This window comes from Massilia jejuensis, assembly GCF_042656795.1.
Lineage (GTDB): Bacteria > Pseudomonadota > Gammaproteobacteria > Burkholderiales > Burkholderiaceae_D > Telluria > Telluria jejuensis.
In genome coordinates, this window is the sequence record NZ_JBHSMS010000036.1 from 78,047 (window position 1) to 99,137 (window position 21,091).

Sequence of the window (21,091 nt, forward strand, 5' to 3'; positions counted from 1 at the left end):
CCGATCCGGCGTACCGCACGATTGCAGCTGTCGGGTTACCGTGTCGCGATACAAAAAATATAACGAATGAGCTAGCCGGACCGTGCGTTGACTAACAGAGCTGCGGCTTCGGAGGCTAAAAGCTGAGAAAGGTCCCGGAACATGGCGCGATATGTTGGCAACCGCTTCGATGTGTTTCCTGACGGACGCAATAGCGCCCTGGTGCGCATCTTCTGGTCGATACGCGCTGCCGGACCGGGTAGGACGCATGCGGCGCGGCGGGCGCAGCTGATATAATCGCGCAACATTCGCTTGGTGATGCCCGTGCGCCGGATTGTCCACATCCTCCTGCTGTTCTGCTTGCCCTTGTATGGTTTCGCCATGCAGGGCAGCCTGCCGCCCGTCGCCGGCGCGGCGCCGCTCGCGCACGCGCTGGCGCACGACGAGGGCATCCACCATCACCACGAGCAGGACGGCTCGGTCCACTACGACGAATCGGATGCATCCCTCGATCACGCCCAGGAGCATTCGTCTTCCTGCCAGCCGGCCGGCTGCGGTTTTCCGCGCCTGACGATCGCGCCCGAACGGGCCGCGTCCGCAACCGGCGCCTACCTTGTCCAGGCCGTGCCCGAACCCTTCCTGGACGGACCGCACAGACCCCCTGCCTTCGCCCCCGGCCATGCTGCCGGGGGAGCGCTGCACGCATAATCAACCATTCGGACGCGGCCACTGCCGCGCCGGCGTGCTCGCCCTCGGTGATCCTGACTATCATCCGATGGAGAACACATGCGCATTTGCCGCCTGTCCCTGTACCTGACCGGTGCCCTCCTGGCCCTGCCCTGCCCGATCCTGGCAGCGCCGGACGCGAGCGGCGCCACCTTGCAGCAAGCCGTCGAGAGTGCGTGGCGGCGCGCGCCGGCCGCCCGCACGCTCGAAGCACGCCAGGATGAAGTGCTGGCCGCACGCGACAGCGCGCGTTCCTGGCTGGCCGCGAACCCGGCGCTCGGCGTGTCGCGGCGAAGCGACCGCGGCGCGTCCGAGCGCGGCCAGCGCGAATCCGAGATCTCGATCGGCTCCTCGTTCTGGCTGCCGGGCCAGAAAAGCGCCCGCGAAGCGCTGGCCGCGCGCGGCGGCGAGGAAGTCGCCGCCCACATCGGCGCCACGCGGCTGGCCGTGGCCGGCGTGGTGCGCAACCGCCTGTGGGAAGCCGCCGCGGCCCAGGTCGGGCTCCAGGAAAAGCAGGACCACCTGCACCACCTCGAGGGACTCGCCGACGAGGTCGAGCGGCGCGTGAAGGCCGGCGACCTGGCACGCAGCGACGCCCTGCTCGCGCGGCAGGAAGTGCTGGCCGCGCGCGTCGAGGTCACGCAGGCCCGCACCGCGCACACCGAGGCGCTCGCGCGCTACCGGAGCACGACCGGTTTCGCCAGCCTGCCGGCCCTCGAACCCGAAGCGCTGCACGATACGGGCGCTTCCGCGAACCCGCGCCTGGCGGCCGCCCAGGCTTCCGAACAGCGGGCGCACGCCGCCCTGCGCCTGGCCGCGGCCACGCGCAGGGCGCCGCCAACGGTCGAACTGGCGCTGCGCCGGGAAGAAGAGCGCTTGCTGCGCGCCCCCGTCGACAGCATCGGCGTCAGGCTCCAGATTCCGCTCGGGAGCGCCGCGCGCAACCGCGGCGCCGAAGCCCAGGCGCGCACCGCGATCGCGACGGCCGCCGCCGAGGCGGCCGAGATCCAGGCCGACGCCGACGCCGGGATCGAGATCGCGCGGGAAAGGCTGGCCAATGCGCGCGCCGCGCTCGGCGCCGCCAGCGAGCGCGCCACCGCCCTGCACGAACATACCGCGCTGTTCGAAAAAGCCTTCCGCGCGGGCGAGCGCGGGCTGGCCGACCTGCTGCGTTCGCGCGCCCTCACCCACGAGGCCGATGTCGCCGTGGCCCAGCAACAAGTCGCGCTCGGGCTCGCGCATGCCCTGCTCAATCAAGCCCTAGGAATTCTTCCATGACCTACCTGAACCTGTTGTTGGCCGCCATGCTCGTCATGCCGCCGGCATTCGCCAGCCCCGGCGCCCACGGCCCGAACGGCGAACACCTCGACGCCCAGGCGGGCGCCGCCGGCGACGGCGCGTCGGCGCCCCGCATCGAGACCTTTACCGAAGCGTTCGAACTGCTCGGCCACCTGTCCGGCGGCGAGCTCTCGATCATGGTCGACCGCTACGAGACCAACGAGCCGGTGCTGGGCGCCTCGCTCGAGGTCCAGTACAAGGATTTGAAGGCCAAGGCGGCCTTCCATGCCGACCAGGGCGACTACGCCGTCGACGATCCGGCGTTCCTGGCAGCCATCTCGAAGCCGGGCGCTCACGCCTTGTTGTTCACCCTGGTGGCCGGCGAGGAAAGCGACCTGCTCGAAGGCACGCTGACGGTCGCGCAGGCCGCCGACGAGCACGGGCACGCGCATCCGGAAAGCCGCCGCTGGCTGCTGGCAGGGGGCGGCGCCGCCGTCCTGGCCGGCGCAGCGGCATTCATCGTGCGCCGCCGGCGCCAGGGACAAGGGAGCCCGGCATGACCATGATCCGACACATCCTTGCCGGCCTTGCCGCAGGCATATACGCGACCGCATTGTTCGCCGCGCCCGGCGCGCACGGCCCGAACGGCGAGCACCTGGACGGCCAGCCGGCCGCCGGCGGCGGCCTGGCGCGCCTGCCCGACGGCAGCGTGAATGTACCGAAGCTGGCCCAGCGCCGCATGGGCGTGCGCACGCTGCTGGCCGGGGAAGGCGAGCACGCGCGCACGGTCGCCCTGAACGGCCGGGTCAGCATCGATCCGAACGCGGGCGGCCGGGTGCAGGCGCCTTTCGCGGGACAGATCGCGCCGGGGCCGAACGGGCTGCCGGTCGCGGGCCAGCGCGTGGTCCAGGGCCAGGTGCTGGCCCGCCTGCGCCCGGCGGGCGACGCCATCGAGCGCGGCAACCAGGCGGCGCAGCTGGCGCAGTTGCGCGCCCAGCGCGGCCTGCTGGCGAAACGGGTCGAACGCCTGGCATCGCTCGAAGGCGTGGTGCCGGCCAAGGAAATCGAGGCCGCCCGGGCCGAGCTGAAGGCCAATATCGGCCAGGAGCGCGCGGTCGCCGCCTCGATTGGCGGCAGCCAGGCCATCCTTGCCCCTGCCAGCGGCGTCATCGCCAGCGCGTCGGTGCTCAACGGCCAGATCGTCGAGCCGCGCGACGTGCTGTTCGAGATCGTCGATCCGCAGCGCATGCTGATCGAGGCCTTGTCGACGGACGCGGGTGTCGCCCGCAGGATCAGCGCGGCGACGCTCGCCGGCATGCCGGATGTCGCGCTGACCCTGCTCGGGGGCGGGCGCAGCCTGCGCGACGGCGCCGTGCCGGTCAGCTTCCGTGCGCGCGGCGCGCACCTCGACCTGGCGTTGGGCCAGCCGGTGACGGTGCTGGCCAGGCTCGATACCACCGTCAAGGGCATCGCCCTGCCGGCGGCGGCGCTGGCGCGCAACCCGGCCAACGAGACGGTGGTCTGGATCAAGTCGGGCGCCGAGCGCTTCATCGCCCTGCCGGTGGAAGCGAGCGCGCTCGACGCCCGCACCGTCGTCGTGACCAAGGGGCTCAGCCCCGACAACAGGGTGGTGGTCGGCGGGACTTCCCTGATTAATCAGATTAGATGAGCAGATCAGATGAGCAGATCAGATGAGCAGATCAGATACGCGGACCAGGTGACCATTCATGTTTGATTCGATAGTGCGCTTCAGCCTGCGCAACCGCCTGTTCGTCCTGGCGGCGGCGCTGATGCTGATGGTTTACGGCGCCATGACGGCATGGCGTACGCCGGTGGACGTCTTCCCCGACCTGAACAAGCCGGTCGTGACGGTGCTGGCCGAAGCGGGAGGCATGGCGCCGGAGGAAGTGGAACAACTCGTCTCATTTCCGATCGAGACGGCACTCAACGGCATGCCGGGCGTGACGCGGGTGCGCTCGGTCTCGGGCGTCGGCCTGTCGATCGTGTATGCCGAGTTCGACTGGGGCACCGATGTCTACCGCAACCGCCAGCTGGTCTCGGAACGCATCACGCTGGTCAAGGAGCAGCTGCCGGGCGCCATTTCGCCCGTGATGGGACCGGTGTCCTCGATCATGGGCGAGATCATGCTGATCGCGCTGCCGATCGACGTCGCCCGGACCGACCCGATGCAGGCGCGCGAGTATGCCGACTTCGTGCTGCGCCCGCGCCTGCTGTCGATTCCGGGCGTGTCGCAGGTGATCCCGATCGGCGGCGAGGTGCGCCAGCTGCGGATCGAGCCGGACACGGCGCGCATGGCGCAGTTCGGCGTCTCGCTCGACCAGGTGACGGCGGCGCTGCGCGGCTTCGCGGCCAACACCAGCGGCGGCTTCGTCGACCTGAACAACCGCGAATACCTGATCCGCAACCTGGGCCGCACGAATCGCCTCGACGACATCCAGGGCCTGGCGGTCGGCTACCGCAACGGCACGCCGGTGCTGCTCGAACAGGTGGCCAGCGTGCGCTATGCGCCTGCCTTCAAGCGCGGCGACGCCGGCCTGAACGGCAAGCCGGCGGTCATCGTCAGCGTCCAGAAGCAGCCGGCCGGCGACACGGTGCGCCTGACGCGCGACATCGAGGCCGCGCTGGCGGAACTGAAACAGGGACTCCCGGCCGGCATCGCGCAGCCGGTGGTCCTGTTCCGCCAGGCCGATTTCATCGATAACGCGATCGGCAACGTCGTCGAGGCCCTGCGCGACGGCGCCATCCTGGTGGCGATCGTGCTGTTCGCCTTCCTGCTGAGCCTGCGCACGACGCTGATCTCGCTGATCGCCATCCCGCTCTCGCTGGCGGTGACGGCGCTGGCCTTTCATCTGCTCGGCCAGTCGATCAACGTGATGACCCTGGGCGGCCTGGCGATCGCCATCGGCGAACTGGTCGACGACGCGGTCGTGGACGTGGAAAACATCGTGCGCAGGCTCAAGCAGCGCCGGGAACACGGCCAGTCGGTGCTGGAGGTGATCTGGCATGCCTCGGTCGAGGTACGCTCGGGCATCGTCTACGCCACCGTCATCGTGGTGCTCGTGTTCGTGCCCCTGTTCGCCCTGCCGGGCATCGAAGGCCGGCTGTTCGCGCCGCTGGGGATCGCCTACATCGCGTCGATCCTGGCGTCGATGCTGGTCTCCATGACCGTCACGCCGGCCCTGGCCTACTACCTGCTGCCGCGCATGAAGAGCCTGCACCGCGGCGACAGTCCGATCGTGCGCCGCATGAAGGCCTGGGACACGGCCGCCCTGCACTGGACCTTCCCGCGCATCCGCATGCTGCTGGCCGTGGCCCTGATCGCGGTGCTGGCGGCGGCGGCATCGGTGCCCTTCTTCCCGCGCGCCTTCCTGCCGGCATTCAACGAGGGCTCGCTGGTAATGGGCATGACCTTCACGCCGGGCACCTCGCTGGCGGAAGCGAACCGCATGGGCGCCCTGGCCGAGACGCTGATCGCCCAGGTGCCGGAAGTGACCCGGGTCGGCCGCCGCACCGGCCGCGCCGAGCTGGACGAACATGCCGAAGGCGTGCATTCGTCCGAGCTCGACATCGACCTGGAACCGTCCGGGCGCTCGCGCGAAGCGGTCATGGCGGCCATCCGCGCCCGGCTTGCCGCGATTCCGGCCTCGATCGCGATCGGCCAGCCGATCTCGCACCGGCTCGACCACCTGCTCTCGGGCGTGCGCGCGCAGATCGCCCTGAAGATCTATGGCGACGACCTCGACACCCTGCGCGGCCTGGCCGACGGCCTGCAGGGACGCCTGCGCGCGGTGCCGGGCCTGGTCGACCTGTCGGTCGAGCGCCAGGTCCTGATCCCGCAAATCAAGGTGCGCATCGACTACCGCAAGGCGGCGCAGCATGGCCTGGCGGCGGGCGACGTGCTGCAGGCGCTGCAGGCGCTGGCCGAAGGCACGCGCGTGACCCAGGTCATCGACGGCGCGCGCCGCTTCGACCTGGTGGTGCGCCTGGCCGACGTCGACCGCTCGCCCCAGGACCTGGCGCGGGTGATGCTCGCCAGCCCGGCCGGACCGATTCCCCTGTCGAGCGTCGCCACGGTGGAAGAAGGCGACGGGCCGAACCAGATCGGCCGCGAAAACGGCCGCCGCCGCATCGTCGTGTATGCCAATACCGACGGCTCGAACATGTCGCGCATCATCGAGGACGTGCGCAGGACGGTCGGCACCAGCCGGCTTCCAGGCGGCTATTTTGTCAGCGTCGAAGGACAGTTCCAGGCCCAGGAACAGGCGCAGCAGCGCATCGTCGGCCTGTCGCTGGCCTCGCTCGTGCTGATCTTCCTGGTGCTGTACTCGCGCTACCGGTCGTCGACGCTGGCGCTGGTCATCATGGGCAACATCCCGTTCGCCCTGGTCGGCAGCGTGGCGGCCATGTGGATCGCCGGCGTCTCGCTGTCGGTCGCCTCGATGGTCGGCTTCATCACCCTGGCCGGCATCGCGACCCGCAACGGCATCCTCAAGGTCAGCCATTACATCAACTTGTGCAAGTTCGAGGGCGAAACCTTCGGCTGGCCGATGATCGTGCGCGGCTCGATCGAACGCCTGACGCCGGTGCTGATGACGGCGCTGGTCGCCGCGTTCGCACTGACGCCGCTGCTGCTGGCCGCGGACGCGCCCGGCAAGGAGATCCTGCATCCGGTCGCGGTCGTGATCTTCGGGGGGCTGATCAGTTCGACACTGCTGGACTCGCTGCTCACGCCGCTCATCTTCTGGAAAGTCGGCCGCCGCCCCCTGGAGCGGCTGCTGGCGGAACAAGGCGGCGACGCTTATTGAATGACACGGGCACCGTGGCGGCGCCCATTGCGAGCCGCCCCAATTTTCTGGAGTTTGAAATGAAAAACCTCTTCGCGGCCGCCGCCCTCGCGGCCAGTATCGCCTTCTCTGGCAACGTGTTCGCCCATGGCGCCAAGCCCAAGCACGGCGGCATCGTGCAAAGCGCGGGCGACCTGGCCTTCGAGCTGGTGGCCAAGGACGGCACCGCCACGATCTACGTCGACGACCACGGCAAGGCCTTGCCGACCGCTGGCGCGACGGGCACCCTGACCGTACTCAAGGGTAAGCAAAAGACCGCGCTGCCGCTCGCGGCCGGCGGCGGCAACACGCTGGTCGTCAAGGGCGGCGCCAACCTGGCCGCGGGCAGCAAGGCGGTCGCCGCCATCACGTTTGCGGACGCGAAGGCCGTCAGCGTGCGCTTCTCGATCAAATGAACCGGGCCAGGACGGCGCCGGTGGCCGCCCCGGCCGCCATCGGCTGATCGAGGGAGAGACTATGAAGTGGCTCATCACGAAATACCTGATCACGGCGGCGCTGGTCGTGCTGATATCGGAGGCGGCCAAGCGCAGCGACCGCCTCGGCGGCTTCATCGCCGCGCTGCCGCTGGTGACGCTCCTGACCCTGGTCTGGCTGCACCTGGAACACCAGAGCGAGGCCAGGCTGGCCAACCATGCCTGGTACACGTTCTGGTATGTCGTGCCGACCCTGCCGATGTTCCTGGCCTTTCCCTGGCTGCTGCCGCGCCTGGGATTCTGGTGGACCTTCGGGGCCTGCGCCCTGATCACGGTGGCCTGTTTCGGCGCATTCGCGCTCGTGCTGAAACGCTTCGGCATCGTGCTGCTTTGAGCAGGCATGAAAAAAGGGTTGCACGCTTTCGCCTGCAACCCTTTTCTCTTACTGCATGTCCTGGTGCCGCTGGCCGGAATCGAACTGGCGACCTTCGCATTACGAATGCGCTGCTCTACCAACTGAGCTACAGCGGCTCTACACCGGGCGAACCCGACGAAGAGCCGTATTCTAGCAAACAACCGACCGAACTTGCTAGTGCGACTCTGCAATTTCTCGCTGGTGTAGCCAAAAAAGCTGCCTACTCGGCGTGGTAACGGGTGACGAGTTCGACCTCTTCCTTCGAGCCGAGGAAGACCGGCACGCGCTGGTGCAGCTTGTGCGGGGCGATGTCCATGATGCGGTTGACGCCGTCGGTGGCGGCGCCGCCGGCCTGCTCGACGATCATCGCCATCGGGTTCGCTTCGTACATCAGGCGCAGCTTGCCCGGCTGCGACGGGTCGCGCATGTCGGCCGGGTACATGAAGACGCCGCCGCGGTTCAGGATGCGGTGCACGTCGGCCACCATCGAGGCGATCCAGCGCATGTTGAAATCCTTGCCGCGCGCGCCGGTTTTACCGGCCAGCATCTCGTCGATATAGCGCTGCACCGGCGGCTGCCAGTGGCGCTTGTTCGACATGTTGATGGCGAACTCTTTCGTTGTGGCCGGGATCTGGATGTCGCTTTGGGTGAGCACCCAGGAACCCTGCTCGCGGTCGAGCGTGAAGCAGTGCACGCCGTCGCCGGTGGTCAGCACCAGCATGGTCTGCGGGCCGTACACGGCGTAGCCGGCGGCAACCTGGGCCGAACCCGGCTGCAGGAAGGCTTCCTCGGTCGGCTCGCCCATGCCTTCCGGCGCCTTCAAGACCGAAAAGATGGTCCCGATCGAGACGTTGACGTCGATGTTCGAGGAGCCGTCGAGCGGATCGAAGAGCAGCATGTACTCGCCCTTCGGATAACGGTTCGGGATCGGGTGGATGCTTTCCATCTCTTCCGAGGCCATGGCCGCCAGGTGGCCGCCCCATTCGTTCGCTTCGAGCAGGATCTCGTTCGAGATCACGTCGAGCTTCTTCTGGACTTCGCCCTGGATGTTCTCGGTGTCGGCGCTGCCGAGGATGTCGCCCAGCGCGCCCTTGCTCACTTCATAGCTGATGCGCTTGCAGGCACGGGCCACGACCTCGATCAGGAGGCGCAGTTCGGCCGGGATGGAATTGTGGAGGCGCTGCTGCTCCACCAGGTGCTGCGTGAGACTGACGCGTTTCATGAACTTCCTTTTGCTTGGATTGATGTGTCTGATTTTAATTGGCGAGCGCCTTGCCCACGACTTCGCGCACGTCGTTCGACAGGCGCTGCTGCCCGGCGACCTGCTGCAAGGCCTTCTTCATCTGCTCCTGCAGCTCTGGCGTGTAACGGCGCCAGCGGTCCATCGTGCGCGCCAGGCGGCTGGCCACCTGCGGGTTGAGGGCGTCGAGCGCGATCACCTGCTCGGCCCAGAAGGCATAGCCGCTGCCGTCCGGTGCGTGGAACTGGACCGGATTGGCGGCGCAGAAATTCGAGATCAGGCTGCGCGCGCGGTTCGGATTGCGCAGGTTGAAGGCCGGATGGCGCATCAGGCCGCGCACGGCCGGCACGTCGGTGGTCGCGTTCGAGGCTTGCATCGCGAACCATTTATCGATGACGAGCGGCTCGTCCTGGAAGTCGTCGTAGAACCGCTGCAGGGCGGCGTCGGCACCCGGCGCGCGCGCATGGACCAGCGCGCCGAGGGCGGCGACGCGGTCGGTCATGTTGCCGGCTTCGTCGAACTGCCGCTGGGCCAGCGCGAGGCCCTCTTCATCCTGGGCCGCGGTCAGGTAGGCCAGGCACAGGTTTTTCAGGGCACGCTTGCCGGCCGACAAAGCATCCGGGCTGTACTCGCCCGGGGTCGCGTTCGCCGCGTACTGCGCCAGCAGTTCGGCGCGCAGGCGGGCGCCGATGTTGGCGCGCATAAACTGGCGCGCCAGGTGGATCGACATCGGGTTCACCACCTCGATCTGCTCGGCGATCATGCCTTCCGAGGGCAACAGGAGCGCCTGCTCGCGAAACGCCGGGTCGAGCGTTTCGTCATTCAGGATCTTGCCGAGTGCCATCAGGAAAGTATCGTCCAGGTTCAGCGGCGCATCGATGCCCGCTTCCCCGGTCAGCCTCAGCAAGCGGCCCATTGCCAGGCGCTGGCCGGCTTCCCAGCGGTTCACGGCATCGCTGTCGTGGCTGAACAGGTGCAGCAGGTCGGCGTCTCCGTAATTGAAATCGAGGACGATCGGCGCGGAAAAGTCGCGCAGGATCGAAGGCGTCGGCTGCTCGGCGATATTTTCGAAGACGAAGCTTTGCTCGGCCTGCGTCAGCTCGAGCACGGTGGTGGTGCCGGCATCCTTGCCGCCGATCCTGAGCGCCATGTCGCGCCCGTCCGCGCCCAGCAAACCGACGGCCACCGGAATGTGGAAGGGCAGCTTGTTCGGCTGGCCGGGCGTCGGCGGGCACGACTGGAACAGGGTGATCGTGTAGGTCTTGCCGCGCTCGTCGTAGCGGGTTTCGGCGCGCACCACCGGGGTGCCGGCCTGGCTGTACCAGCGCTCGAACTGGGTCAGGTCGCGCCCGCCGGCGTCGGCCATGGCGCGGCGGAAATCGTCGCAGGTCACGGCCTGGCCGTCATGGCGCTCGAAATACAGGTCCATGCCCTTGCGAAAACCTTCGCGGCCGAGCAGGGTCTGGACCATGCGCACGACTTCGGCGCCTTTCTCGTAGACCGTGACGGTATAAAAATTGTTAATTTCGACAAAGGAGTCGGGACGCACCGGGTGCGCCATCGGGCCGGCATCTTCGGGAAACTGGGCCTGGCGCAAGGTGCGCACCTGGTCGATGCGCCCCACCGCGCGGCCGCTCTCGGTGCCGATCATGTCGGCCGAAAATTCCTGGTCGCGGAAGACCGTCAAGCCTTCCTTCAGCGACAGCTGGAACCAGTCGCGGCAGGTGACGCGGTTGCCGGTCCAGTTGTGGAAGTATTCGTGGCCGACCACCGCTTCGATGCCCTGGAAGTCGATGTCGGTCGCCACCCGCGGATTGGCCAGCACGAACTTGGTATTGAAGATGTTCAAGCCCTTATTTTCCATGGCGCCCATGTTGAAGTCGCTCACCGCGACGATCATGAAGCGGTCCAGGTCGAGTTCCAGGCCCCAGCGTTCCTCGTCCCAGCGGATGCTGTTCTTCAGCGACTGCATGGCGTAGTCGGTCTTGTCGAGGTTGCCGTCCTCGACCCAGACCTGGAGCAGCGCATCGCGCCCGTCCTTCAAGCTGAACGTTTCTTCCTGGCAGACCAGGCGCGCGGCGACCAGGGCGAACAGGTAGCTCGGCTTCTTGAATGGATCTTCCCATTTGGCATAGTGGCGCCCGTCGCCCAGATCGCCCTCCTCGACCAGGTTGCCGTTCGACAACAGCACCGGGTAGTTTTCCTTGTCGGCACGCAGCATGACGGTAAAGACGGCCATCACGTCCGGACGGTCGGGGAACCAGGTGATCGCGCGGAACCCTTCGGCTTCGCACTGGGTGTAGAAATTGCCGTTCGACGTGTACAGGCCGTTGAGCGTAGTGTTTTGCTCGGGCACGCAGATCGTCTCGATTTCGAGCGTCACTTCTTCGGGGGTATCGGGAATCGTCAGCAGGCTGCCTTCGATGCGGTAGTCGCCCTCGGCCAGGGGCTTGCCGTTCATGCGCAGCGCCACCAGTTCCAGGTTCTCGCCGTAGAGCTCGATCTCGCGCTGGGCACTGTCCGGGTTGCGCCGCATCGTCATCCGGTTGGCGACGATGGTGCGCGCGGGTGCGAGGTCGAAGCCGAGTTCGACGGTTTCCACGAGGTAGCTGGGCGGGGTGTAGTCTTTCCGGTAGACCGTCTGGGGCGTGTCGGTGCGCATGGGATGTCCGAAAATACAGTCAAGAAGCGCGTATTTTACCAACAAGGGTTTGCCTGGCTCGCGCGTTTTTTTTGCGGCCGACTGTGTCGGAGTGTGGTCTTGGTAACTAGGTGTAAATTTATCTGCGAAAATTGACGAACTGGCGCACCCTGATTCTGGGCATAGAAGGTCAGTAAACCGGAGAGAAACCGCATGAAACGCTTGATCGCAGTCACAATGGCGCTCGCCGCGCTGTTGCTGGGCGGGTGTGCCACCACCATCCGTTCGGATGTCACGACCTTCCACCAGTGGCCTGCCCAGATCCAGGACAAGAGCTATGTCTTCGAAGCGCCGCCGAGCGTCGACAATACGCTCGAATACCAGAGCTACCAAAACCTGGTGCGCGGGCAACTGGCGCAATTGGGTTTCCGTGAGGCCAACCTGGGCGCGGCCGCCCTGAAGGTGGCAATGCGCTTCAGTACCACCGAGGTGCCGGTGCGCGTCGTGCATCCGGTGACGCCGCCGTTCTACGATTATTCCTACCACCGCTTCGGCCCCCGGTTCGGTCCGCGCTTCGGTCCGCGCGGCCGCTGGGCCGGCTGGCACCACCCGTTCTACGACCCGTTCTGGAACCCGTTCCCGGCCTACCAGGTCTCGATCGAGCACCAGTACCGGCGGGAATTGCAGGTCTCGATCAAGGACGCGACCGGCAAACGCCTGTTCGACGTCACCGTCCACAACATGAGCGGCGAGCTGTCGACGCCGGTGGTGATGCCGGCGCTGGTGCAGAGCGCGTTCGCGGGCTTCCCGGGGCCGAGCGGCGTGGCGCGGCGGGTGGAGCTGCAGCGCAAGCATGGATGAACGGCAGCGCGATGCATGTCAAGGCCGGAACCTTCGCGTTCCGGCCTTGACATGCATCGCGCTGCGCGCGTCATGAAAAATACGCTTCCGACGCGAACGTGATGGCCACCACCAGCAGCACCGCCAGCAGCAGCACGATGAGCAGGCGCCCGAACTTCGGTTCGCCGACCGTGCCCGGCTCCTGCGGCTCGTTATCGTCGCTGAACTCCCTCATGGCAGCAAGATCGTCGAACCGGTGGTCCGGCGCGCTTCCAGCGCGGTGTGGGCGGCGGCGGCCTCGGCCAATGGGAAGCGCTGGCGGATGTCGATGCGCACTTTACCGCTCTCGACCATCGCGAACAGGTCGGCCGCGCGTGCTTCGAGCTCGGCGCGGGTGGCGGTGTAGGCCGCCAGCGAAGGCCGCGTGATGTAGAGCGAGCCGCGCGCGGCCAACTCGCCCAGCGAGAACGGCGGCACCGCGCCCGACGAATTGCCGAAACTGACCATCAGCCCGCGCGGCTGCAGGCAGTCGAGCGAATGGATGAAGGTATCCTTGCCGACCGAGTCGTAGACGACCGGCAGCTTCGCGCCATCGGTGATCTCGAGCACGCGCGCCACGATGTCTTCCTCGTTGTAGTTGATCACGTGCGCGGCGCCGGCTGCCGTCGCCAGCGCCGCCTTTTCCTTGGACCCGACCGTGCCGATCAGGTTCACCCCGAGCGCGCGCGCCCACTGGCAGGCGATCAGCCCGACGCCGCCGGCGGCCGCATGGAACAGGATGGTCTGGCCGGGCTTGACCTGGCAAGTACCGTTGAACAGGTATTGCACCGTCAGGCCCTGCAGCATCATGGCGGCGGCCGTCTCGAACCCGATGGCGTCCGGCAGGCGCACCAGGATATCGGCCGGCATGGTGCGCAGCGCGCTGTAGGCGCCGTTCGGACGCCCGGCATAGACGACGCGGTCGCCCGGCGCCACGTGCGTGACGCCCTCGCCCACCGCCTCGACCACGCCCGCGCCTTCCTGCCCCAGGCCGGAAGGCAGCGGCATCGGATACAGCCCGGTACGGAAATAGACGTCGATGAAATTCAGGCCGATCGCATGCTGGCGCACGCGCGCCTCGCCGGGCCCCGGCTCTCCCACCTCGACGTCGACGTATTCCAGTACTTCCGGCCCGCCGGTGCGGGTCATGCGGATTGCCTTGGCCTTCATGCCTGAATCTCCTTGTTGTTAATTAACATGAGTTGGCCCAGTACCAGGTGGGCCGTCGATACATTGGTGGCGCAGGCGATGTCGTGCACGTCGCAGGCGCGCACCAGCGCGTTGATATCGGGTTCGTGCGGCTGCGGCGTCATCGGGTCGCGCAGGAACACCACGCAGTCGATGTTTCCCATGACGAGCTGGGCGCCGATCTGCAGGTCGCCCCCGAACGGGCCGGAATGCATGCATTCGACCGCCAGGCCCAACTCGTTGATCAGGCGCGCCCCGGTGGTGCCGGTGGCGGTGAGCGTGCAGCCGGCCAGGAACTCGCGATATTCGCCGGCGAGGGTGACCATGTCGTCTTTTTTCTTGTCGTGCGCAATGAGGGCGATGCGTGGCTTCATGCTTATTGCCTCTTTCCTTATTTTTTCAGGGACAGCAAGGCGATGCCTGACAGCACCAGGCCGGTGCCGAACAGTTGCACCGCCGTGACCGGCTCGCCCAGCACCAGATAACCCAGGAACAGCGTCGACACCGGGCCGACCATGCCGGCCTGGGAGGCGGTAGCCGCGCCGATGCGCCCGACCGCCGCCATCGTCATGAACACCGGGAAGATAGTACAGAAAATGCCGTTCACGAGCGAGAGGGCGTACACCGGCAGCGGCTGCACCAGCAATTGCACCGGCCGCAGGAGGAAAAATTGCGCCAGGCACGCCAGGCTGGAAACGCACATCGCGTAGGCGACCAGGCGCAGCGAGCCGACCCGGCGCACCATCTCGCCCGTGCCGAGCAGGTAGACGGCATAGCAGACCGCCGAGCCGAACACGAACAGCGCGCCGGTCGCCGTGCCGCCGGCGCCGCCGGCACCGCCGGCCAGGTCGTGCAAGAACACCAGCACGATGCCGCAGTAGGACAGCCCGAGGGCGCCCCATTCGAACGGGCCGATGCGTTTTTTGAAAACGGTGGCGCTGATGACCAGCACGAAAGTGGGCGTCAGAAACAGGATCAGGCGCTCGAGCCCGGCCGAGATGTACTGCAGGCCCAGGAAATCGAGCGTGCTCGACAGGTAGTAGCCGACCAGGCCGAGGCCGGCGATGCGCCAGCGGTCCGCCCCACTGAGCGGCGCCTCGGTGCGCATCTTCCAATAGGCGACGGCGGCAAACACCGGAAGCGAGAACAGCATTCTGAAGGCGATCAATGTCACTGCATCGATGTGGTGCCGGTACAGCAGTTTGGCGACCACGGCCTTTGTGGAAAACAAAACAGCGCCGCCGATGGCAATGGCAAGGCCGGCAATCAATGCCGAGCGTGGCATGGAGGTTGCAGTCGCGGCGGGTTCAGGCAGGGTCATCCGACGATTGTACGGCCAAGCACAAAATCGGGCTCGGCAATGCCTCGGAACGCAAGGCCGACTCCGCAGTCCAAACTGGACAACCATTTACCTTGCGGAGGAACAATGCCGAACTCGAGCATGAAGCAGTCGTCCGGCCTTCCGTGGGCCGGCCTTCCGTGGCCTGGCCATGATGGGCCGCGTCCCTGCCGCGGCGGGCCGCCGGCCCGCCGGGGAGCGTTCCGATGAATTCCCTGATCCGCGTCGACACCCAGCCCGGGCGCGAGCGTGCGCTGCTCATCGCCTGCCTGGCCCTGCTCGTCGCCACCTGCTGGGCCTGCCTGGTATTTCGCGCCCTGCGCATCGCCACGCTCGACCCGGCGATGTCGGCGCCGCTGCCGCTCATCCCCCAGCCGTATCGCATGCCCGAGCTGGTGCTGGTGGCGGCGATGTGGGGCGCGATGCTCTCGGCCATCACCCTGCCGGCGGCCACGCCGGTCATCCTGCTGTTCGCCCACGTCAACCGGCTGGCGCAGGCGGTGCGCTTCCCGAATCTCGGCACGCTCGCGTTCGTGCTCGGCTACCTGTTCGTCTGGATCGGCTTCGGCGCCTGCGCCACGCTGGCCCAATGGGCGCTGCACGACGCCGGCGCACTCGATACCGGCATGGCCATCGTCAACCCGAGCGCCTGCGGGCTGGCCCTGGTGGCCGCCGGCACCTACCAGTGGACGCCGGCCAAGCACGCCTGCCTGCGCCATTGCCGGGCGCCACTGACCTTCGTGCTGACCGGCTGGCGTCCCGGCTTGCGCGGCGCGCTGCGCATGGGCTGCACGCACGGCCTGTACTGTGTCGGCTGCTGGGGGCTGCTGATGCTGCTGCTGTTTGCCGCCGGCGTCACCCACCTGGGCGCGCTGCTGGGCCTGGCGGCGCTGGTGATGCTGGAAAAGCTGATGCCGGCCGGTTCGGTCGTCGCCTGCGTGGGTGGGCTGGGCCTAGTTGCGTGGGGGACACTGTTGCTGTTTCCATAAGATGGAATGCCCTTTGGCGGACGGGTCGCATGCTAGAATGTCGGCCATTCTTGCATACCGTCTAAGGAATTCTCGACATGGCTGGACACAGCAAATGGGCCAATATCAAGCATAAGAAAGCCGCGACCGATGCCAAGCGCGGCAAGATCTGGACCCGACTGATCAAGGAAATCACGGTCGCCGCACGCATGGGCGGCGGCGACATCAATGCCAACCCGCGTCTGCGCCTGGCCATCGACAAGGCGGCCGATGCCAACATGCCCAAGGATAACGTCACCCGTGCCATCCAGCGCGGTTCGGGCGAACTCGAAGGCGTCAACTACGAAGAAGTACGCTACGAAGGCTATGGCATCGGCGGTGCGGCGATCATCGTCGACTGCATGACCGACAACCGCGTGCGCACCGTGGCCGAAGTGCGCCATGCCTTCAGCAAGTTTGGCGGCAACATGGGCACCGAGGGCTCGGTCGCCTTCATGTTCAAGCATACCGGCCAGTTCCTGTTCGCGCCCGGCGTGGACGAGGACAAGCTGATGGAAGCCGCCCTCGAAGCGGGCGCCGAAGACGTGCTGCAGGACGAGGAAGGCGGCTTCGAAGTGCTGTGCGATCCATTCGCCTTCTCCGGCGTGAAGGACGCGCTGGAAAAGGCCGGCTTCAAGGCCGAAGTGGCCGAAGTCATCATGAAGCCTGCCACCGAAACCGTATTTGCCGGCGACGACGCACTGAAGATGCAAAAGCTGCTCGACGCGCTGGAAAACCTGGACGACGTGCAGGAAGTCTATACCAACGCCGTCATCGACGACGAATAAGCTGACGAACATAAGCGCGAGCACCCCTATGAAGATCCTGGTAGTCGGCTCTGGCGGCCGTGAACACGCCCTGGCCTGGAAACTGGCCCAATCCGAACGCGTGCAGATAGTCTATGTCGCGCCTGGCAATGGCGGCACCGCAGCCGACCCGCGCCTTGTCAATGTCGAGATCACCGACCCGGCGGCCCTTGCCGATTTCGTGGTGGCCGAGCACGTCGCCCTGACCCTGGTCGGTCCGGAAGCGCCGCTGGCGGCCGGCATCGTCAACCTGTTCCGCGCCCGCGGCCTGAAGATTTTCGGACCCACGCGCGAAGCGGCGCAGCTGGAAAGCTCGAAGGATTTCGCCAAGGCCTTCATGCAGCGCCATGGCATTCCGACCGCGAAGTACCAGACCTTTACCCGCCCCGACCAGGCCCACGCCTACATCGACGCCCATGGCGCGCCGATCGTCATCAAGGCCGACGGCCTGGCGGCCGGCAAGGGTGTCGTCGTGGCCATGTCGCTCGAGGAAGCGCATGCGGCGGTTGACAACATGCTGTCCGATAACGCCTTCGGCGACGCCGGCGCGCGCATCGTGATCGAGGAATTCCTGGCCGGCGAGGAAGCGAGCTTCATCGTCATGTGCGACGGCAAGAACATCCTGCCGATGGCCACCTCGCAAGACCACAAGCGCCTGAAGGACCACGACGAAGGCCCGAATACGGGCGGCATGGGCGCCTACTCCCCCGCCCCGATCGTCACGCCGGCCATGCATGCGCGCGTGATGCGCGAGATCATCAACCCGACCATTGCCGGCATGGCCAAGGATGGCATCGTGTTTACCGGCTTCCTGTACGCCGGCCTGATGATCGATAGCGAAGGCAACCCGCGCACGCTGGAATTCAATTGCCGCATGGGCGACCCGGAAACCCAGCCGATCATGACGCGCCTGAAAAGCGATTACCTCACCGTGCTGGAACATGCCTGCAACGGCACCCTCGATGCGGTCGAACTCGAATGGGACCGGCGCACGGCGGTCGGCGTGGTGATGGCCGCCGCCGGCTATCCGGACGATCCGCGCAAGGGCGACGCGATCGAGGGAATTCCCGCCGAGACGCCCGAATGCGTGACCTTCCATGCCGGCACGGCCATCGTCGGCGGCACGCTGCAGACCAATGGCGGGCGCGTGCTTTGCGTGGTGGGCCTGGGCGACAGCGTCAGGATGGCGCAGAAGCAGGCCTACGAGGGCGTGGACAAGATTCGCTTCGATGGTGCGCAGCTCCGGCGCGATATCGGGTGGCGCGGGCTGAAATAACGGAAAGTGACTAAACGGTTTGTTGCCGCGCGCCGCCTGACCCTTCGTCCGGCGGCGCGTTTTTTTTCACGACCGCGGCGCTTGGCAGGCACGGCGTGTCGATTCCGGCACCGGCGTGCCGCGCCGAATGCCGGCGCCAGGCGAACGCCATGCCGTCAAACGCGGCCCGATTCGTACCGCCACGCCACGCCGCAGTGTACAATCGCCCTCTTGTTTTTCTTTCCCGATCCGTTCCACCATGTCCACGCCCTCCCCAACCGCCATCAAAACCTGGCTGCTCGACCTCCAGGCAAGCATTGTCGCGGGCCTGGAAGCGGTGGACGGCAAGCCGTTCCTGACGGACAGCTGGGAGCGGCCCGAAGGCGGCGGCGGCATATCGCGCCTGATCGAGGAAGGCAATGTGCTCGAGCGCGGCGGCGTGAATTTTTCGCATGTGACCGGCCTCAGCCTGCCGCCATCGGCGGCGGCCGCGCGCCCGGAACTGGCCGGGCGCGCCTGGGAAGCGATGGGCGTGTCGCTGGTACTGCATCCGCGTAACCCGTATGCGCCGACGGTCCACATGAACGTGCGTTTTTTCGAGGCGACCGCCGCCGGACAGGAGCCGGTTTGGTGGTTCGGCGGCGGCATGGACCTCACGCCCTATTACGGCAATGCGGGCGACGCGCGCCATTTCCACCAGGTCTGCCACGATGCGCTGGCGCCTTTCGGCGAGGCGCTGCACGGCCGTTTCAAGAAGTGGTGCGACGAATATTTTTATATCAGACACCGCAAGGAAGCACGCGGCATCGGCGGGATTTTCTTCGACGACTTCAACCAGCTGCCCTTCGACGAGGCGTTCGCGCTGGTGCGCAGCGTCGGCGACGGCTTCCTGAAAGCCTACCTGCCGATCCTGGAAGCGCGCAAGGATACGCCGTACGGCGAGCGCGAACGCGATTTCCAGGCCTACCGCCGGGGCCGCTATGTCGAGTTCAACCTGGTCTGGGACCGCGGCACCCACTTCGGGCTGCAGTCGGGCGGACGCACGGAAGCGATCCTGATGTCGCTGCCGCCGATCGTGAAATGGCGCTACGACTGGCACCCTGAACCGGGCAGCGCCGAGGCGGCGCTGTACACCGACTTCCTGCCGCACCGGGACTGGCTCGCCCGGTGAGCCAGTCAGCGAGTGCGAGCGTGAGCGCCTGCGTCGCCCTGCTCGGGGGCAGTTTCGATCCGGTCCACCATGGCCACGTCGCGCTGGCGCGGCTGTTCTGCGCCTTGCTGCAGCCGCGCCAGCTGCGCGTGCTGCCGGCCAGGCCATGGCAGAAATCGGCCTTGCAGGCGAGCGACGCGGCGCGGGTGGCGATGCTGGAACTGGCCTTTCGCGACAGCGGCTTGCCGGTGACCGTCGACGGGCGCGAACTCGCGCGCGGCACCCCGACCTATACGGTCGAGACACTGCGCACACTGCGCGCGGAACTCGGGCCGGATGCTTCGATCGTCTTCCTGATGGGCGCCGACCAGTTGCAGAACCTCGACAGCTGGCGCGACTGGCGCGCGCTGTTCGAGCTGGCCAACATCGGGGTGGCGGCGCGGCCCGGCTACACCCTGGACCAGGAAGCGCTGCCGCCCGCGGTGGCGCAGGAACTGGCGCCGCGCCTGGCGCCGGCGGAACGGGTGCGCGCCACGCCTGCCGGCCTGGTGTGCCTGGCGCACACCCTGGCGGTCGATATCTCGGCCACGCAGGTGCGCGCGCTGCTGCACGGAGGTGGCGAACCGGGCACGGACGCCAGGGCGGTCTTGAACTCGCTCGTCCCGCCGGTAGTGCTAGACTATATTCAACAACATAATTTATACAAGAGCTAATGGATATCAAAAAACTGCAAACGGTCGTCGTCGACGCCCTCGAAGACGTCAAGGGCCAGGAGATCGTGCTGTTCGATACGACCGGGCTGACCAGCCTGTTCGACCGGATTGCGGTCGTCTCGGGGACCTCGAACCGCCAGACCAAGGCGCTGGCCGCTTCAGTGCGCGACAAGGTCAAGGAAGCCGGCGGCGACATCGTCGGCATGGAAGGCGAGGACACCGGTGAATGGGTGCTGGTCGACCTGGGCGACATGATCGTCCACATCATGCAGCCGGCGATTCGCCAGTACTACCGTCTCGAAGAGATCTGGGGCGAGAAGCCGGTCAAGCTCGGCGCCGCCAAGCGCAAGTCGACCGCCGAAGCGCTCGATGCCGCCGAGCCGAAGGTGAAGTCGAAGCACCTGGCCGCGAACCAGGAGGCGCCGGAAGTCAAGCCGGTCAATGAGCGCAAGCCTGCCGCCAAGCGCGCCACGGCGCTCAAGACCGCTGCGACCAAGGCGCCGGCCAAAAAGCCTGCTGCCAAGGCCGTCTCGAAAGCCGTCGGCAAGACCATCACGGTCGCGCCTAGCCGGACCGAGATCGCCGCCGTCGAGGCCACCAAGGCCAAGCCGCCCAAGCGCAAGGTCGCCGTGCCCGCCGCGGCAGCCGAGGCCGCACCGGTGAAGAAAGTCATCAAGCGCGTGGCCAAGAAGGCCGCCGAGTAATCTACCTGTACGTTTCAATGCAACTGATCATCGCCGCGGTCGGCCATAAAATGCCTGCCTGGATCGAAACCGGTTTTTCCGAGTACACGAAGCGCATGCCGCCCGAGCTGCGCATCGTGCTCAAGGAAATCAAGCCGGTCGAACGTTCCGGCAGCAAGACCGCCGCCACCGCGATGGCCCTCGAACGCGACCGCATCGAAGCGGCCTTGCCGAAAGGCGTGCGCATCATCGCGCTCGACGAACGCGGCAAGGACCTGACCAGTGTCGGCCTGTCCCAGCAATTGCTGGGCTGGCAGCAGGACGGCCGCGATACGGCCTTCCTGATCGGCGGGGCCGACGGCCTCGACCCTGAACTCAAGGCGCGCGCCGACGGCCTGATCCGCATTTCCAGCATGACGCTTCCACACGGCGTCGTGCGCGTGATGCTGGCCGAACAGCTGTACCGCGCCTGGTCCATCACCCAACACCATCCGTACCACCGCGTCTGACGCCA

The 21,091-nt window shown here is 66.9% G+C and carries 21 protein-coding genes and 1 tRNA gene; 15 read left to right on the forward strand and 7 right to left on the reverse strand.

Annotation, left to right across the window (positions count from 1 at the left end; genetic code table 11):
* Positions 1–303 precede the first annotated feature (303 nt).
* The 7 genes from ACFPOU_RS10990 to ACFPOU_RS11020 all read left to right on the forward strand — a co-directional run bounded on the left by ACFPOU_RS10990 (position 304) and on the right by ACFPOU_RS11020 (position 7,655).
* Positions 304–687 carry a hypothetical protein gene (locus tag ACFPOU_RS10990; protein ID WP_379720688.1) on the forward strand — a complete coding sequence of 128 codons (384 nt, stop codon included), beginning with the start codon at positions 304–306 and terminating at the stop codon, positions 685–687.
* Between the two features lie 78 nt (positions 688–765).
* Entirely contained in the window at positions 766–1,983 is a 1,218-nt protein-coding gene (locus tag ACFPOU_RS10995) for a TolC family protein (RefSeq protein WP_379720691.1), read from the forward strand.
* Positions 1,980–2,543 (forward strand): hypothetical protein, encoded by a 564-nt coding sequence (locus ACFPOU_RS11000; protein WP_379720694.1) that lies wholly within the window; start codon positions 1,980–1,982, stop codon positions 2,541–2,543. Before ACFPOU_RS10995 ends, ACFPOU_RS11000 begins: the two co-directional genes overlap by 4 nt.
* On the forward strand, positions 2,540–3,652 hold the full coding sequence (locus tag ACFPOU_RS11005; protein ID WP_379720697.1) for an efflux RND transporter periplasmic adaptor subunit: 1,113 nt from the start codon (positions 2,540–2,542) through the stop codon (positions 3,650–3,652). The genes ACFPOU_RS11000 and ACFPOU_RS11005 overlap by 4 nt, the downstream gene beginning before the upstream one ends.
* A 58-nt stretch (positions 3,653–3,710) precedes the next feature.
* Positions 3,711–6,809: an efflux RND transporter permease subunit gene (locus tag ACFPOU_RS11010; RefSeq protein ID WP_379720700.1), complete on the forward strand. Its 3,099-nt coding sequence runs from the start codon at positions 3,711–3,713 to the stop codon at positions 6,807–6,809.
* Between the two features lie 59 nt (positions 6,810–6,868).
* Positions 6,869–7,243: a hypothetical protein gene (locus ACFPOU_RS11015; RefSeq protein WP_379720703.1), complete on the forward strand. Its 375-nt coding sequence runs from the start codon at positions 6,869–6,871 to the stop codon at positions 7,241–7,243.
* 61 nt (positions 7,244–7,304) lie between these two features.
* Positions 7,305–7,655 carry a DUF3147 family protein gene (locus ACFPOU_RS11020; protein ID WP_379720706.1) on the forward strand — a complete coding sequence of 117 codons (351 nt, stop codon included), beginning with the start codon at positions 7,305–7,307 and terminating at the stop codon, positions 7,653–7,655.
* Between the two features lie 61 nt (positions 7,656–7,716).
* Here the strand turns inward: ACFPOU_RS11020 and ACFPOU_RS11025 are convergent.
* The 3 genes from ACFPOU_RS11025 to pepN all read right to left on the reverse strand — a co-directional run bounded on the left by ACFPOU_RS11025 (position 7,717) and on the right by pepN (position 11,578).
* A tRNA-Thr gene (locus ACFPOU_RS11025) sits at positions 7,717–7,792 on the reverse strand.
* Positions 7,793–7,896: 104 nt separating this feature from the next.
* Positions 7,897–8,898: a class 1 fructose-bisphosphatase gene (locus tag ACFPOU_RS11030; protein WP_379720709.1), complete on the reverse strand. Its 1,002-nt coding sequence runs from the start codon at positions 8,896–8,898 to the stop codon at positions 7,897–7,899.
* Between the two features lie 34 nt (positions 8,899–8,932).
* On the reverse strand, positions 8,933–11,578 hold the full coding sequence (gene pepN, locus ACFPOU_RS11035) for an aminopeptidase N (RefSeq protein WP_379720711.1): 2,646 nt from the start codon (positions 11,576–11,578) through the stop codon (positions 8,933–8,935).
* 192 nt (positions 11,579–11,770) lie between these two features.
* On the opposite strand from pepN, the gene ACFPOU_RS11040 reads away from it, so the two are divergent.
* Positions 11,771–12,418 carry a DUF4136 domain-containing protein gene (locus ACFPOU_RS11040; protein ID WP_379720714.1) on the forward strand — a complete coding sequence of 216 codons (648 nt, stop codon included), beginning with the start codon at positions 11,771–11,773 and terminating at the stop codon, positions 12,416–12,418.
* 70 nt (positions 12,419–12,488) lie between these two features.
* Here the strand turns inward: ACFPOU_RS11040 and ACFPOU_RS11045 are convergent, their stop codons facing one another.
* Genes ACFPOU_RS11045 through ACFPOU_RS11060 form a run of 4 tightly spaced genes read right to left on the reverse strand, consistent with a single transcriptional unit; the run spans position 12,489 to position 14,909 of the window.
* Positions 12,489–12,632: a hypothetical protein gene (locus ACFPOU_RS11045; protein ID WP_379720717.1), complete on the reverse strand. Its 144-nt coding sequence runs from the start codon at positions 12,630–12,632 to the stop codon at positions 12,489–12,491.
* Entirely contained in the window at positions 12,629–13,606 is a 978-nt protein-coding gene (locus ACFPOU_RS11050) for a quinone oxidoreductase family protein (RefSeq protein WP_379720720.1), read from the reverse strand. The genes ACFPOU_RS11045 and ACFPOU_RS11050 overlap by 4 nt, the downstream gene beginning before the upstream one ends.
* Entirely contained in the window at positions 13,603–14,004 is a 402-nt protein-coding gene (locus ACFPOU_RS11055) for a methylglyoxal synthase (RefSeq protein ID WP_379721234.1), read from the reverse strand. Before ACFPOU_RS11055 ends, ACFPOU_RS11050 begins: the two co-directional genes overlap by 4 nt.
* Before the next feature lie 11 nt (positions 14,005–14,015).
* On the reverse strand, positions 14,016–14,909 hold the full coding sequence (locus ACFPOU_RS11060; RefSeq protein ID WP_379720723.1) for a DMT family transporter: 894 nt from the start codon (positions 14,907–14,909) through the stop codon (positions 14,016–14,018).
* A gap of 260 nt (positions 14,910–15,169) precedes the next feature.
* Between ACFPOU_RS11060 and ACFPOU_RS11065 the strand changes: the two genes are divergently transcribed.
* The 7 genes from ACFPOU_RS11065 to rlmH all read left to right on the forward strand — a co-directional run bounded on the left by ACFPOU_RS11065 (position 15,170) and on the right by rlmH (position 21,086).
* Positions 15,170–15,952: a DUF2182 domain-containing protein gene (locus ACFPOU_RS11065; RefSeq protein WP_379720726.1), complete on the forward strand. Its 783-nt coding sequence runs from the start codon at positions 15,170–15,172 to the stop codon at positions 15,950–15,952.
* Positions 15,953–16,029: 77 nt separating this feature from the next.
* Positions 16,030–16,758 (forward strand): YebC/PmpR family DNA-binding transcriptional regulator, encoded by a 729-nt coding sequence (locus tag ACFPOU_RS11070; RefSeq protein ID WP_379720729.1) that lies wholly within the window; start codon positions 16,030–16,032, stop codon positions 16,756–16,758.
* 28 nt (positions 16,759–16,786) lie between these two features.
* Positions 16,787–18,052 (forward strand): phosphoribosylamine--glycine ligase, encoded by a 1,266-nt coding sequence (purD, locus tag ACFPOU_RS11075; protein ID WP_379720732.1) that lies wholly within the window; start codon positions 16,787–16,789, stop codon positions 18,050–18,052.
* Positions 18,053–18,290: 238 nt separating this feature from the next.
* Positions 18,291–19,202: an oxygen-dependent coproporphyrinogen oxidase gene (gene hemF / locus ACFPOU_RS11080; protein ID WP_379720735.1), complete on the forward strand. Its 912-nt coding sequence runs from the start codon at positions 18,291–18,293 to the stop codon at positions 19,200–19,202.
* A gap of 20 nt (positions 19,203–19,222) precedes the next feature.
* On the forward strand, positions 19,223–19,894 hold the full coding sequence (locus ACFPOU_RS11085) for a nicotinate-nucleotide adenylyltransferase (RefSeq protein ID WP_379720738.1): 672 nt from the start codon (positions 19,223–19,225) through the stop codon (positions 19,892–19,894).
* Positions 19,894–20,598: a ribosome silencing factor gene (rsfS, locus tag ACFPOU_RS11090; RefSeq protein WP_379720741.1), complete on the forward strand. Its 705-nt coding sequence runs from the start codon at positions 19,894–19,896 to the stop codon at positions 20,596–20,598. Before ACFPOU_RS11085 ends, rsfS begins: the two co-directional genes overlap by 1 nt.
* A 17-nt stretch (positions 20,599–20,615) precedes the next feature.
* Entirely contained in the window at positions 20,616–21,086 is a 471-nt protein-coding gene (gene rlmH / locus ACFPOU_RS11095; protein ID WP_379720744.1) for a 23S rRNA (pseudouridine(1915)-N(3))-methyltransferase RlmH, read from the forward strand.
* The last annotated feature ends 5 nt before the right edge of the window (positions 21,087–21,091 follow it).

Coding starts and splice junctions, on each gene's coding strand:
- ACFPOU_RS10995 (WP_379720691.1), top strand. CDS start 766: ATGCGCATTTGCCGCCTGTCCCTGTACCTGACCGGTGCCCTCCTGGCC.
- ACFPOU_RS11000 (WP_379720694.1), top strand. CDS start 1,980: ATGACCTACCTGAACCTGTTGTTGGCCGCCATGCTCGTCATGCCGCCG.
- ACFPOU_RS11005 (WP_379720697.1), top strand. CDS start 2,540: ATGACCATGATCCGACACATCCTTGCCGGCCTTGCCGCAGGCATATAC.
- ACFPOU_RS11010 (WP_379720700.1), top strand. CDS start 3,711: ATGTTTGATTCGATAGTGCGCTTCAGCCTGCGCAACCGCCTGTTCGTC.
- ACFPOU_RS11015 (WP_379720703.1), top strand. CDS start 6,869: ATGAAAAACCTCTTCGCGGCCGCCGCCCTCGCGGCCAGTATCGCCTTC.
- ACFPOU_RS11020 (WP_379720706.1), top strand. CDS start 7,305: ATGAAGTGGCTCATCACGAAATACCTGATCACGGCGGCGCTGGTCGTG.
- ACFPOU_RS11030 (WP_379720709.1), bottom strand. CDS start 8,898: ATGAAACGCGTCAGTCTCACGCAGCACCTGGTGGAGCAGCAGCGCCTC.
- pepN (WP_379720711.1), bottom strand. CDS start 11,578: ATGCGCACCGACACGCCCCAGACGGTCTACCGGAAAGACTACACCCCG.
- ACFPOU_RS11040 (WP_379720714.1), top strand. CDS start 11,771: ATGAAACGCTTGATCGCAGTCACAATGGCGCTCGCCGCGCTGTTGCTG.
- ACFPOU_RS11045 (WP_379720717.1), bottom strand. CDS start 12,632: ATGAGGGAGTTCAGCGACGATAACGAGCCGCAGGAGCCGGGCACGGTC.
- ACFPOU_RS11050 (WP_379720720.1), bottom strand. CDS start 13,606: ATGAAGGCCAAGGCAATCCGCATGACCCGCACCGGCGGGCCGGAAGTA.
- ACFPOU_RS11060 (WP_379720723.1), bottom strand. CDS start 14,909: ATGCCACGCTCGGCATTGATTGCCGGCCTTGCCATTGCCATCGGCGGC.
- ACFPOU_RS11065 (WP_379720726.1), top strand. CDS start 15,170: ATGAATTCCCTGATCCGCGTCGACACCCAGCCCGGGCGCGAGCGTGCG.
- ACFPOU_RS11070 (WP_379720729.1), top strand. CDS start 16,030: ATGGCTGGACACAGCAAATGGGCCAATATCAAGCATAAGAAAGCCGCG.
- purD (WP_379720732.1), top strand. CDS start 16,787: ATGAAGATCCTGGTAGTCGGCTCTGGCGGCCGTGAACACGCCCTGGCC.
- hemF (WP_379720735.1), top strand. CDS start 18,291: ATGTCCACGCCCTCCCCAACCGCCATCAAAACCTGGCTGCTCGACCTC.
- rsfS (WP_379720741.1), top strand. CDS start 19,894: ATGGATATCAAAAAACTGCAAACGGTCGTCGTCGACGCCCTCGAAGAC.
- rlmH (WP_379720744.1), top strand. CDS start 20,616: ATGCAACTGATCATCGCCGCGGTCGGCCATAAAATGCCTGCCTGGATC.